The organism is Pseudomonas sp. CFII64, from assembly GCF_000416235.1.
Classification (GTDB): Bacteria; Pseudomonadota; Gammaproteobacteria; order Pseudomonadales; family Pseudomonadaceae; genus Aquipseudomonas.
The window spans coordinates 1-12244 of record NZ_ATLO01000004.1 but is presented as its reverse complement, the minus strand read 5'-3'; the positions used below and the strand labels follow the sequence as shown (position 1 = coordinate 12244).

Here is a 12244-nt window from a genome sequence, read left to right as displayed (position 1 = left end):
CTCCATGCCTTTTCGCTCCGCCATTACTTCACAGCGGTCGTTGCTACTGACGTTAGTGATTCTTTTAGGGAGCGGCTTCCTGGCGACTTCATTGCTCAGTTACTACGCTTCGCGGGCGTCTATTCGCGACAACATCATCAACACCGAATTGCCGCTGACGTCCGACACGGTCTATTCCGAGATCCAGAAAGACCTGGTGCGCCCGGTGCTGATCTCCTCGATGATGGCCCGCGATACTTTCATGCGCGACTGGGTCGTGGAAGGTGAACGCAATCCCGAACAGATGACCCGTTATCTGAAAGAAGTGATGGATCATTACGGCGCCTACACCTCTTTTTTTGTTTCCGACAGCAGCCTGAAGTATTACCAGGCCAAAGGCGTGCTGAAGAAAATCGACGCTCGCGAACCCCGGGACGTCTGGTACTACCGGGTGCGGGACATGGCCGCGCCTTATGAGATCAATGTCGATCCGGACATGGCCAACAAGGACAGCCTGACCTTTTTCATCAACTACAAAGTATTTGATTACGACAACCGGTTCATCGGCGCGACCGGCGTCGGGCTGACGGTCGACGCCGTCATCAAATTGATCGATCGCTATCAACAACGTTATGAGCGCAGCGTGTACTTCGTCGACACGTTCGGACGCATCGTCCTGGCCGGTGCCGAAGGCGGCCCGAATGGCGCGGCCATCGGCCAGTCGCTCAACAAGTTGCCCGGCATGAGCGAACTGCACAAACAACTGCCCAAGCCAAGAAGCGGCACTTATGAATACCGCTCCGAAGGTCACGAGCACTTTCTCAACGTTCGCTTCATCCCCGAACTGAATTGGTATCTGTTCGTCGACAAGCGCGAAGACACAGCGCTCACCGATATTCGCCAATCGCTGTACCTGAATCTGTTGATCTGCCTGATCGTCACGCTGATCGTCGTGCTGCTGCTGCATCGCCTGATCAATCGCTACAAATACAACATTGAAACCCAGGCCACTCTCGACAGCCTGACCGGCCTGCCCAATCGGCGCGGCTTCGACCTGCTGGCATCGAAAACCCTCAGGGACACTCAGCGCGAGGCCAAGCCGCTCACGGCGATGCTGCTGGACCTGGATCACTTCAAGCAACTCAACGATACTCAGGGTCACCTGGCGGGCGACCAGGTGCTGGCCGGATTCGCCGAGGATCTTAAAAGCTGCCTGCGTCAGTCGGACATCATTTGTCGTTGGGGCGGTGAGGAGTTCATCATCCTGCTCAAGGGCAGCGACATCAGAAGCGCCCGACGCATTGCCGAGAAAATTCGTCTACTGGCCGAGCACCACACCTACGTGTTCTCCGGAACGGCCTTGCAAATCACTGTCAGTATCGGAATGGCCGAACTGCAAGACAACGATACGTTGCACAGCTTGATCGCCCGCGCCGACCGCGCGCTGTACGCCGCCAAGCAACGCGGTCGCAATCAGGTCTGCACCGAGGATGCGGTAAGCGCATGAACCTTTCAGACGTCGATCCAGATCGCTGCCCCGCCTGTGGGGCCAGCAACCGCTGCGCCCTGGCGGACCCGCGTACCGCCGATCAGGCCTGCTGGTGTTTTTCGGTGGCCATCGATCCGGCCATCATCGAGGCGCTGGCGCCTGAGGTACGCGCCAAAGCCTGCCTGTGTCCGCGCTGCGCCGGTATCGAAAAAGCAGGCGCTGACCAATCAGCTTTGTAGATCGCGTACCCTGTCGCCCTTCCAACTCATATTGCCAAAGCCATGCGTCTTGATCGTTTCCTCAGCAACCTGCCGCGCTTCAATCGCAAGGACGTGCGTCTCGCTCTGGCAGGCCGACGGGTAGCGGTTGATGGCCACGTGATCAGCGATGCGCACCATGATGTGCGTGAGTTCAGCTGCGTCGCGTTCGATGGCGAGATCCTGCAGGCTGGCAAAGCGGCACGCTACTTCATGCTGCACAAGCCCCAGGGCTGTGTCAGCGCCACGGTTGACCCGCAGCATCCGACCGTTATCGACTTGCTGGACGAGCCGGACAAGCACGAATTGCACATTGCCGGCCGGTTGGACTTCAACACCACCGGTCTGATGCTTATCACCAATGACGGGCAATGGTCGCGTCGGCTGACGCTGCCCCAGACCAAGCTGCCGAAGGTCTATCATGTTGAAACCGAGCAGGTGATCGACGAGCGCTACGCCGAAAAATTCGCCGCCGGTTTTTACTTCGCCTTCGAGGACATCACCACACAGCCAGCCCGCTTGACCCTGCTCGGCCCGCACTCGGCCAGACTGGAAATCGTCGAGGGCCGCTACCATCAGGTCAAACGCATGTTCGGCCACTTCGATAACAAAGTGCTGCGTCTGCACCGCGAAAGCATGGCCAGCCTCAGCCTGGACCCCGACCTAGAGCCTGGGCAGTACCGCGCGCTGCATCCTGCAGAAATCGTGGCTATCGGCTAAGGGCCTACCGCCTGGCAGAACGCGCCGTTCAATGTACGAACGGCACTTGCGGGTTTGCCTCTCCCCTGCTTGAATCCAATCGTCGGTCCACATGTGACTGATGAGTCATGAACGTATTCTAAGAAATCCTTTTGTCGACCAGAGCCTCGGCTCCCGACAAATCGCCCGCCAATAACAATACCTGTCGAACAGATAGTTTCGGATCGACGTTGGGCCCCTTAAGGCGAATGCCAACCTGTCACGAAGCTCGTGCAATTTCGATTGCGCGCAAAACTGTTTACGCCAGGAGACATACGATATGAGGCCAGAAATCGCTGTGCTTGATATACAGGGACAGTTTCGGGTTTACACGGAGTTCTATCGGGCAGATGCCGCAGAGAAGACCATCATTCTGGTCAACGGCTCACTGGCCACCACTGCGTCATTTGCGCAGACCGTGCGTAACCTTCATCCCCAATTCAACGTGGTGCTTTACGATCAGCCCTACGCGGGTAAGTCCAAGCCCCACAACGTCAACGCAATGCCGCTGACCAAAGAAGCGGAAGGCCAGATCCTGCTGGAGCTGGTCGACCATTTCAACGCCGAACACATCATGTCGTTCTCGTGGGGCGGCGCGGCGGCGCTGGTTGCACTCTCGCACCGACCACAACGGATCGAGAAAGCCGTGATCAGTTCGTTCTCGCCGATCGTCAACGAACACATGCGCGATTACCTGGAGCGCGGCGTCCTGCACCTGAGTGCGCATGCGCGTTATGAAGTGGGCAATCTGGTCAATGACACGATTGGCAAACACTTGCCGCCATTGTTCAAGCGCTTCAATTACCGGCACGTCAGCAGCCTGGAAACCCATGAATATGACCAGATGCACTTCCACATCAGTCATGTGTTGAACCTGGATGAGAACGAGTACCTGAGCGCAGCGAAAAACATTAACGTGCCGGTGCTGTTCATGAACGGCGAATGGGACGAATACACCGCCCCCGCCGATGCCAGGCTCTTTGAGCGAGTGGTGAAACACAGCACGTTCACAACGATACGCGCCACGGGGCACTTCCTGGACATGGAGCACAAAGCCGCCTGCCGCGACTCGCGTTTCGCGTTGCTGGACTACCTCACACCCCAGCCAACACGCACCCGTCAGACCTTCCACTACAGACAGGCCCAGACAGAACATGCCTTCGCCCTCTGAACCCAACGCTCGACCGAGCCGGGGAACCATTCGCCAGCGCGACAACGCCGTAATCGGCGAATGGGCTCCGTGGAGATAAGCAGGGTTTAACGGCCGACAGGAAATTAGCGCTTCAATTCAGCCGCCCATTCTGGTACAAAGTCAGCCGCTCAGAGCGGGTGTCGTATAATGGCATTACTCCAGCTTCCCAAGCTGATAACGAGGGTTCGATTCCCTTCACCCGCTCCAATACAGCTTCTATGGACATCCACTCACTGTGTCCATACGCCACTGAAAACCAGGTTTTTTCCATAACTTTCAGTCCGGCCATTCCACCCAAAACCACCCCCAGCTTACGCTTTTTAGTCCACGATTCATTTCCTGAAAGTGTGGGGTCGAGTCGTGCCGCCTGCGCGGGCAAGGTCCTCGCCATCAGCCTGGGTATGGCTGAGAATTAGCAGGGGTCATGCCGGAGCAGCAGCGAGGCGAGCGCCGAGACCGCGCTGATCGCTCCAGTCGCCATAAACGCTGCGTGGTATCCGGCCAGCTGGCCGAGCACGTCCGAGCCTCCACCGCTGTGAGCGATCGACACTGTGTGCGCCAGCGTCACGAGGCCAGCGATGCCCACAGCGCCGCCGAGTTGGCGAGCCGTGTTTTGCAGCCCGGCCGCCAGACCGGATTCGGCGTGGGGAATACCGGCAAGAACCGCGTGCGTCGCCGTCATGATCATCAGACCGAGTCCGCCACCGACAAGAAATGACGGCCACAGGATATCGGCGACATAGACGGGCGCGGCAGGCACCCAAGCCAGCCAGACCAGTCCTGCCGCCGCCATCAACCCGCCGAAGAACGGCAAGCGGTCGAAACCGGCATCGCGAAGATAACGCGACGAGATGGCGGTAATGGCCAGGAGCAGCGCCATCGGCAGCATGGCAAGGCCCGTGTCCATCGGGCTGTAACCGGCAATCTGCTGGAGGACGAGCGAGATGAAGAACATGGACGCGGTCAGTGATGCGCCAAGGGCCATGACCATAACGACGCCGACCGGGATGTTGCGATGCCGGAAGACGCTCAAACGGATCAGGGGCTGGTCGGTGCGGTTTTCGATGCCGACGAACAGCGCAAGAAGGCCAGCGGCGATGCCGAGAGCGCCAAGGACCACGGGTGATCCCCAGCCCGATGCGACCGATTGGGTGATGCCGAAGATGAAAATGCCGATTGCGAGCGTGATTGAGATCGCCCCCGGTATGTCGAGCTTCAAGCGATCTTGGCCATGGGGCTGCGGCGCGAGGCAGGTCGCGACGACCAGGCTCAGCAGCGCACCGATCGGGGCGTTGACGAACATGACCCAGCGCCAGTTCAGAACGCTCACCAGCACACCGCCAATGATGACGCCGAAGGCGGCGGCGATCGCCCCCGATGCCGCCCAGAAGGAGATCGCCCGTTCGCGCCCGGCGCCCTTGGGATAGACCGAGATGATGACGGCCAGCGTCGAGCTTGCGAGCGCTGAAGCACCGAGGCCCTGAACCGCCCGTGCTGCCAGAAGCATAGGACCGCTGGTCGCGAAGCCGCCTACCAGGCTCGCCAGCGTGAAGGTGACGAGACCGGCCTGAAGGATGGCGCGGCGACCGTAGATATCGCTCGCACGTGCCGCGAGCAGCATGAAACCACCGAGCGACAACAGATAGGCATCGACAACCCATTGCTGACCCATTGGGGTCAGGCCGAGATCAGCGCGGATCGCCGGCAGCGCGACGTTCACGATGGCTCCGTCCATGACGACCATGAACGAGCACAGGCAGGCGACCACTGCGGCGATCCACGCCGGAACACCGCTACGCAAAAGGGAATTTGGAACCACCGGGGCGGCGGAAGCAGATGACATCGAATGCACCTCGTCGGGTTGAATAACGGTGCATCCACCTGGAAGACCGTTTGTGTCGCCTTTCAGGATCGACTGAGGTGGGTTACAAAGGGTATCGTTATATGGACATAAAATACTGAGAAGTGGCCAAACAATATGACCATAGCATCGTCGGTTCCCGTCGATGTCAGCGACAGGCTCGATGGCCCGTCGCTGATTGCCGTGTGGGGCAATGATGACCCCGGCACGGAGTATCGGTTGGGAACGCGGGAATATGACTGGCACACGCATCGGCGCGGACAGGTGCTGTGCGTCGAAAGCGGCCTGATACATGTGCGGACGGCGCAGGGTTCCTGGCTGCTGCCGCCGCACCGTGCCGGCTGGATTCCGCCGGGCGTTGCTCATGCTGTTAGCGTCAGCGGCGCGCTGAGTGGGTGGAGCGTATTCATTGCCCCCGACGCAGGATGCAATCTGCCCCACGCCCCCCGTGTGATGGGCATCGGGGAATTGATGCGCGCGCTGGTTCGCAGGGCCGTCACATGGAACACCCTGGACACGCTGCAACCAGATCAGGATCGCCTCGTCGCCGTACTCCTCGACGAGATCGCACAAGCGCCGCAAGAGCGGCTGCATTTGCCGATGCCATCCGATCCGCGACTGGTACGCATCGCCAATGCGATCCTCGCCCGTCCCGAGAGCGAGCGAACGCTCGACGAATGGGCGACTTGGGCGGCGCTATCGTCACGCACGCTGCGGCGTCTCATCCTGACCGAGACGGGATTGAGCTTTGCCCAATGGCGACAGCAGGCGCGTTTGACCCACGCCCTCGAAATGCTGGCCCGAGGCGATCCCGTCAGCGTAGTCTCGGACGCTCTCGGCTATGCCGCGCCCAGCAACTTCATCACAATGTTTCGCCGCGCCTTTGGCGATTCACCGGGTCACTATTTTGCCGCTACGCAGAGGCGCGATGGTGTCCGTTCAGCCCAGAAGTTCGATCGCTAGTGCCGACAATCGCGGCGATGCGGCCAGCGGTCGCAAACAGCGCCCATTAAAGGTGTACTACGCTGCGCTTGATTGCGTCGTCCATCGGATGGCCATCTGTGCGTCGGAATACGTGAGGCTTAGTACGATACTGGACAGAAGTTCTTTACGAGCTCCAAGAATTGAACTGACCAATAGACCGTGAAGCCACTCCATATTTCGGTGAAATGCCTGGAGCTTTTCTAATAAGACTCATCTCTTCGCACTCTGGTTTTAAGCCCTGGTATCTTCGATTCGAAAATCAGGATGTAGACGCTTCCAATGGCTGCGTAATACGGTCTTCTGGTTTTCTGGCATCTCGCTTTCCTTCAAAGCGGCGGGCCAAAGGGAACGAGCCTTTGCCATCACGGCTTTCAAATTGGTGAGTACCAAGCGCTGCGGAATATCCCCATACTTCGCCCATCTCTCGAAGTGTCCGAAAGAAACATCGTACCAATTTCTGGTCTTGTCCATGTTCAGGCCATACTGAGCCTCATCCAGGATGTAGGCTTTAGTCACCACGATATCGTATGCAGGTGAAAGCTCGGCATGTTTGCCATCCCGATAGATCATGCTCCAGTTCTTTAGATGTGCATCACCGTTTGCCAACAGAATGTTGACCAACAGTCTTATCGCCATCTGCACGGCATCTCGCTGCCCATGAAGCGAGTTCCTGTAAATCAGTTTCCCGATCTGGTCATAACTCGCTCCGAGATATTTATCATGGGCATAAGCGAAGAATATCTGCGCGAAGTCCTCGGAGTGAATGCGCTGATTGCCTGGTAGCCGGTCATATCGGCGGATCCCATAAGCGAACCGTTCGTTGGGCAGGTTTATATTCGGCAGAACCTCGATGTCGCCCATTGAGATTAGCTTTATCTCCGGGATGTCGACGCCGACAAGCTTTGCGAGCGTCATCGCCGTGTATTCATTGAGCGGCAAAAATGGATGGACAGTCGACGGCGTCTTGATAATCCAGTCACCTGGTTTTCCGGGGTCGCCTGTGATGTAACGCCCATCCTGATCGCGCATAGAGAATTTCATCTGTATGCCCGCTAATGAAAAGTGCGCTCGGCTGTCTGGGACAGCGATTACCACTGGCTCAATTTTGCCGTGATGCTGCAAGGCGAGTGACGGGATTTCTGCAGCCTCCATCGGCTCAGCAATCAAGGCCCCGGGCAAGTCCCGGCCCAGCCAACTAAACAACGAGAATTCGTTGTCCCTGTGAACCTTCATGGCCTGCGAGAGAAAGTCGCGCAAAGCCCCCTCCGGCAGCAAATTACTCAGGACCGGGTGCAAGCGGTGGCTACTGATGAAAGGATGCCTTCTGGCTAACTGACGGGCCAACGCCTCGGGTTCGGTGTGGGACAGCGTCAGCGGATGCCGATCTTCGTTCTGTATGTATTCCGGGGACAGGGTGAACACATTCTTCCCATTCGAATACCCAGCGACATAACCGACGAGCTCACCTTGAAGCGTTAGCTTTAATGCTGCCACCGTTTCATCGGCCATCAAAGGTCTCCCCAAGGGCTTTCATCATCCTTAACGGCGTCCAGAGGCTGTCCTTCGGACTCGAGCCTTTGCCGGGGATAACGATGATCCACATCTGCCAGTGTCTTGCTGGCAAGGATCCTTTCAACGATGTCGACTTTTGATTTCGGGATGAGCAATAAAGTGCAGTCCAGCCCTTCAACTATCTGATCGATAGAGCCAAGACGGGGGTTGCCGCCGGCCTCGATTTTGCCGTACTGCTGCCTGGTCAGTCCGGAGCGCAGTGGCATGTCCTGGATTTTCAATCCGAGAGACTGACGACGCTTACGAATTTGATCAAGCAAGGTAGTTTTCACAGGGGAAGCCTCAGAGAAGAACCCCATTATGTAACCTATATGGCTCTCGTCAAGCTTAAAGAACAATATAGATTGCATTGACTCATAGCGAGCCTTATAGATTACATACCTTGTTTCTTGAGCTAAATATCGCTCATATCAATTAAGAGCCCTCCTGATTCGCGGGCAAGCCTTGCGCCAACAAGCGAAATTAAGCCTTCACCCGCCGCTCCACCACGATTTCCGGCAGGTCAAGCCGGCGCATGTAGACGCGCAGCGGTTCGGTGATGCGCAGGCGGTCGTCGATGTTCTGTTCGAGCAACAGTTGCAGACGTTCGCGGCTCAGGGTCATGAGTTCGTTGTCTGCCGGCGACCAGACGAATTCGCAGGTTGGCGTGATGCTGTCGTCGGCGACGTCCATGCCGAAGGAATCTTCGCTGAAGCGCACGATATGGCGATGGGCCTTGTGGTGGTAACCGACGAACCCGGCGAGTCGGTCGGCGGCTTCACAGATAGCGCTGGAGGTGGTTTTCATCGATGACCTCTGGAGAAGTTCGAGCCCGCGATTCGCCGAATCGCGGGCAATGGCGATCAGAGCGCGCGACGGAAGATGTCTTCGATCTGCAGTTGATCGGCAGGTCGCGGGTTGGTCAGGCCGCAGGCGTCTTTGAGGGCATTGGCGGCCAGAATCGGGAAGTCTTCTTCCTTGACGCCCAGCGCGGTGAGGCCCGGTGGAATGTCGATGGAGCTCGACAGGCTGCGGATGGCCGCGATGGCCGCACGGGCGCCCTCTTCAGGGGACAGGCCGCGAGTGTCAGCGCCCATGGCGTGGGCGACGTCGCTCAGGCGGGCCGGGCAAACGCTGGCGTTGAAGCTTTGTACGTGGGGCAACAAGACCGCGTTGCAGACGCCGTGCGGCAAGTCGTAGAACCCGCCCAACTGGTGCGCCATGGCATGCACAAAACCCAGCGACGCATTGTTGAACGCCATGCCCGCGAGGAACTGTGCGTAGGCCATGTTTTCCCGTGCGGTGAGGTCCGAGCCATCCACTACGGCCTTGTGCAGATTATCGGCGATCAGCGTCATGGCCTTGAGTGCGCAGGCGTCGGTGATCGGCGTGGCGGCAGTCGACACATAGGCTTCGATGGCGTGAGTCAGCGCGTCCATGCCGGTGGCGGCCGTCAGTGACTTCGGCATTTTGGCCATCATCGCCGGGTCGTTGACCGACAACAGCGGCGTGACGTTACGATCAACGATGGCCATTTTCACGTGGCGCACTTCGTCGGTAATGATGCAGAAACGGGTCATTTCGCTGGCGGTGCCGGCGGTGGTGTTGATGGCGATCAGCGGCAATTGCGGCTTGGCGGAGCGGTCCACACCTTCGTAATCGCTGATGTGCCCGCCATTGGTGGCGCACAACGCGATCCCTTTGGCGCAGTCATGGGGCGAACCGCCGCCCAGGGAAATCACGAAGTCGCATTCACGTTCGCGCAGCATGGCCAGGCCATTTTCAACATTGCTGACAGTCGGGTTGGGCTTGGCGCCGTCGTAGACCACCGAGTCGATGCCCTGCTCCACCAGCAAACCGGCGATCTGCGCGGCCAGCCCTGTTTTGGCCAAGCCGGCGTCGGTAACGATCAACGCCTTGAGAAAGCCGTAATTGCGGATGGCTTGCATGGCCTCATCGAGGCAACCCAGGCCCATGATGTTCACGGAGGGTATGAAAAAAGTGCTGCTCATGACGGATCCTCATTGCTAACGATCAGCCGAGCGATTGCACAACAACCCGGCGGGGGGAATGCTTACAGCATGAGCGTTGGCAACGAGGGTGAAATTGATCCAGCGCAAGTAACCGATAGGTTTGCTCCCGGCGTTTATCCGGGAAGGGTGCGTGTACGGTTGCAGTGCGCCAGGTGAATGACATCGAAGTCATACCTGGACCAGGTTGCAGCCGGCTGGTTCGGTTTATCGAATCTGAAGCGATACCTCAGCTGAATCCCCGGAATGCAGCGGTTCCTCGAGTCAGCGGCCGAGCGCGACATCGCATATTTCCACCAGCGATCGACCACGCAAACCAGCTGCGAAGAGTCCGCCCCTGCCACGCAGACACCTTGCGCCGCAGTGAACAGGGTCCGGATTTGCTCGGCGTTCCGACCGCGAACAAATTGTTGCGAAATGATCTGCCCGCGCTCGATGTTGTTGAAAAGTTCGCGGCTGCCACCTCGAACCTGCTTCACGACTTGCGCGAACTCGTCATCGGGCAAACCTGAATAGTCGTGTTGCGAGGCAGTGCTGATGGCGCAGCCCGGCAGCGCCGTGGCCAATACTGCGAGTAACAGGCAGCGATGGGATTTTCTGATCTGAATGGACATGCTGGAACCTGCGCAAAGGGCGCCAGCGCTTGAATACTTATCCTCTGCACCGGCTTAGGAGCGCAGAACTTTGCCTGCCGACGGGCTCAGCGAGAACCCGACAGATGTCGGGGGTGAGCGATTTTCAGACGGATCCTACGCGGCGGTAAGACCAACCCCTCAGCAGCCCGAAACTTTGCTGACAGTCAGCTGATAAAACCGTCCGCCACCAGCAAGGTTTCCAGGCATTGCTCCTGAATCCCGTAGAAGGTTTTCAGTTCCTGGATGCGGGCCAGGATGTCGCTGGACCGCAGCGGTTCGGCGCGTTTTACGGCGAGGATCATCTTGTTTTTGTTGGTGTGTTCCAGCGAGATGAACTCGAACACTTTGGTCTCGTAACCGCAGGCTTCGAGCAGCAGCGCACGCAGGCTGTCGGTGACCATTTCTGCTTGCTGGCCCATGTGCAGACCATATTGCAGCATGGGCTTGAGCAGCGCCGGGCTCTGGATTTGCAGGCGAATCTGTTTGTGGCAGCACGGCGAACACATGATGATCGACGCCCCGGAACGAATCCCCATATGAATGGCGTAATCGGTGGCGATGTCGCAGGCATGCAGGGCAATCATCACGTCCAGCGCGCTCGGCGCCACGCTGCGCACATCGCCGCACTCGAACACCAGGCCCGGATGATCCAGGCGAGCAGCGGCGTTGTTGCACAGCGTAACCATGTCTTCGCGCAGTTCAACGCCAGTCACCTGCCCTTCGGCCTGCAAGGTATTGCGCAGATAGTCATGAATGGCGAACGTCAGGTAACCCTTGCCCGAACCGAAGTCCGCGACTTTTATCGGCTGATCGAGTTTGAGCGGCGAGGACGTCAGGGCGTGGGAAAACACCTCGATGAACTTGTTGATCTGCTTCCACTTGCGAGACATGGAAGGGATCAGTTCATGCTGTTTATTGGTCACGCCCAGATCGGTGAGGAATGGACGGGTCAGCTCCAGATAGCGCTTTTTCTCCCTGTCATGCCCGGCCGTTGGCGCTTCACGCTCTTGCTGAGCCTTGCTTTTGAACAGCGTGCTTTTGCCTTTCTTGCCGTATTCGAACTGCACTTCGTCGGTCAGCGACAGCAAATGCGCGTTCTTGAACGAGTCCGGCAGCAAGCCGCCGATCAGCTGCACCGCGTCGCCCAGCGGCAGATTCTTGGTGATGTCCCGGGTTTTGTAGCGATAGACGAACGACAGACACGGCTGATCCTTGACGGTCAGCTGCTTGATGATCACCCGCTGCAACTCGGCTTCTTCGCCAACGTATTTAGCCAGGACCAGCTTGATGAACGAGTTCTGCGACAGACTGTTCTCCAGCAAGCCGAGAAACTGGGCATGGTGGTCCTGAGCAGACTGGGCGGGAGTTGCAGTGACTGACATCGAAAAACGCCTCGGGGCGGGCTGAAGCTGGAAAGCAGCGAAGGCGGGTATTTTAGGCGGGTTGTGGGGTGGGGGTTAGTTTAATTCTGTGTAGATCACACAGAGTCGCCATGCTAATCCACATACCGAACATGCCGCGCCATCAG

At 58.2% G+C, this 12244-nt stretch carries 12 protein-coding genes and 1 tRNA gene; 6 read left to right on the top strand and 7 right to left on the bottom strand.

Annotated features, from left to right (window positions below; translation table 11 throughout):
• Positions 1–4 precede the first annotated feature (4 nt).
• The 5 genes from CFII64_RS00905 (at position 5) to CFII64_RS00885 (ending at position 3862) form a co-directional block, all read left to right on the top strand.
• Positions 5–1486, top strand: a complete 1482-nt coding sequence (locus CFII64_RS00905) for a sensor domain-containing diguanylate cyclase (protein ID WP_044901076.1) — start codon at positions 5–7, stop codon at positions 1484–1486.
• A complete protein-coding gene (locus CFII64_RS00900) occupies positions 1483–1707 on the top strand; it encodes a cysteine-rich CWC family protein (protein ID WP_020288852.1) in 225 nt (74 codons plus the stop codon). Before CFII64_RS00905 ends, CFII64_RS00900 begins: the two co-directional genes overlap by 4 nt.
• A 42-nt stretch (positions 1708–1749) precedes the next feature.
• On the top strand, positions 1750–2445 hold the full coding sequence (locus CFII64_RS00895; RefSeq protein WP_020288851.1) for a pseudouridine synthase: 696 nt from the start codon (positions 1750–1752) through the stop codon (positions 2443–2445).
• A gap of 298 nt (positions 2446–2743) precedes the next feature.
• Positions 2744–3634: an alpha/beta fold hydrolase gene (locus CFII64_RS00890; RefSeq protein ID WP_020288850.1), complete on the top strand. Its 891-nt coding sequence runs from the start codon at positions 2744–2746 to the stop codon at positions 3632–3634.
• Positions 3635–3788: 154 nt separating this feature from the next.
• Positions 3789–3862 (top strand) — tRNA-Gly (locus tag CFII64_RS00885).
• A gap of 205 nt (positions 3863–4067) precedes the next feature.
• Here CFII64_RS00885 and CFII64_RS00880 read toward each other — a convergent pair.
• Positions 4068–5498 carry an MFS transporter gene (locus CFII64_RS00880; RefSeq protein WP_020288849.1) on the bottom strand — a complete coding sequence of 477 codons (1431 nt, stop codon included), beginning with the start codon at positions 5496–5498 and terminating at the stop codon, positions 4068–4070.
• 135 nt (positions 5499–5633) lie between these two features.
• Between CFII64_RS00880 and CFII64_RS00875 the strand changes: the two genes are divergently transcribed.
• Positions 5634–6479 (top strand): helix-turn-helix domain-containing protein, encoded by an 846-nt coding sequence (locus tag CFII64_RS00875; protein ID WP_020288848.1) that lies wholly within the window; start codon positions 5634–5636, stop codon positions 6477–6479.
• Positions 6480–6731: 252 nt separating this feature from the next.
• Here the strand turns inward: CFII64_RS00875 and CFII64_RS00870 are convergent, their stop codons facing one another.
• The 6 genes from CFII64_RS00870 to CFII64_RS00845 all read right to left on the bottom strand — a co-directional run bounded on the left by CFII64_RS00870 (position 6732) and on the right by CFII64_RS00845 (position 12098).
• Positions 6732–8009, bottom strand: a complete 1278-nt coding sequence (locus tag CFII64_RS00870) for a type II toxin-antitoxin system HipA family toxin (RefSeq protein ID WP_020288847.1) — start codon at positions 8007–8009, stop codon at positions 6732–6734.
• Positions 8009–8344 (bottom strand): helix-turn-helix transcriptional regulator, encoded by a 336-nt coding sequence (locus tag CFII64_RS00865; RefSeq protein WP_044901095.1) that lies wholly within the window; start codon positions 8342–8344, stop codon positions 8009–8011. The genes CFII64_RS00870 and CFII64_RS00865 overlap by 1 nt, the downstream gene beginning before the upstream one ends.
• Positions 8345–8534: 190 nt before the next feature.
• Entirely contained in the window at positions 8535–8858 is a 324-nt protein-coding gene (locus CFII64_RS00860; protein WP_020288845.1) for a DUF2025 family protein, read from the bottom strand.
• A gap of 56 nt (positions 8859–8914) precedes the next feature.
• A complete protein-coding gene (gene yiaY, locus CFII64_RS00855; RefSeq protein ID WP_020288844.1) occupies positions 8915–10063 on the bottom strand; it encodes an L-threonine dehydrogenase in 1149 nt (382 codons plus the stop codon).
• Between the two features lie 134 nt (positions 10064–10197).
• Positions 10198–10695 (bottom strand): hypothetical protein, encoded by a 498-nt coding sequence (locus CFII64_RS00850; RefSeq protein WP_020288843.1) that lies wholly within the window; start codon positions 10693–10695, stop codon positions 10198–10200.
• 185 nt (positions 10696–10880) lie between these two features.
• The gene (locus CFII64_RS00845; protein ID WP_020288842.1) at positions 10881–12098 is read right to left on the bottom strand and encodes an SAM-dependent methyltransferase; all 1218 of its coding nucleotides are present in this window, start codon (positions 12096–12098) and stop codon (positions 10881–10883) included.
• Between the last annotated feature and the right edge of the window lie 146 nt (positions 12099–12244).

Excerpts from the sequence above, each read along its gene's own strand:
- CFII64_RS00900 (WP_020288852.1), top strand. The coding sequence starts at position 1,483 with ATGAACCTTTCAGACGTCGATCCAGATCGCTGCCCCGCCTGTGGGGCC.
- CFII64_RS00905 (WP_044901076.1), top strand. The coding sequence starts at position 5 with ATGCCTTTTCGCTCCGCCATTACTTCACAGCGGTCGTTGCTACTGACG.
- yiaY (WP_020288844.1), bottom strand. The coding sequence starts at position 10,063 with ATGAGCAGCACTTTTTTCATACCCTCCGTGAACATCATGGGCCTGGGT.
- CFII64_RS00845 (WP_020288842.1), bottom strand. The coding sequence starts at position 12,098 with ATGTCAGTCACTGCAACTCCCGCCCAGTCTGCTCAGGACCACCATGCC.
- CFII64_RS00890 (WP_020288850.1), top strand. The coding sequence starts at position 2,744 with ATGAGGCCAGAAATCGCTGTGCTTGATATACAGGGACAGTTTCGGGTT.
- CFII64_RS00880 (WP_020288849.1), bottom strand. The coding sequence starts at position 5,498 with ATGTCATCTGCTTCCGCCGCCCCGGTGGTTCCAAATTCCCTTTTGCGT.
- CFII64_RS00895 (WP_020288851.1), top strand. The coding sequence starts at position 1,750 with ATGCGTCTTGATCGTTTCCTCAGCAACCTGCCGCGCTTCAATCGCAAG.
- CFII64_RS00850 (WP_020288843.1), bottom strand. The coding sequence starts at position 10,695 with ATGTCCATTCAGATCAGAAAATCCCATCGCTGCCTGTTACTCGCAGTA.
- CFII64_RS00860 (WP_020288845.1), bottom strand. The coding sequence starts at position 8,858 with ATGAAAACCACCTCCAGCGCTATCTGTGAAGCCGCCGACCGACTCGCC.
- CFII64_RS00870 (WP_020288847.1), bottom strand. The coding sequence starts at position 8,009 with ATGGCCGATGAAACGGTGGCAGCATTAAAGCTAACGCTTCAAGGTGAG.
- CFII64_RS00875 (WP_020288848.1), top strand. The coding sequence starts at position 5,634 with ATGACCATAGCATCGTCGGTTCCCGTCGATGTCAGCGACAGGCTCGAT.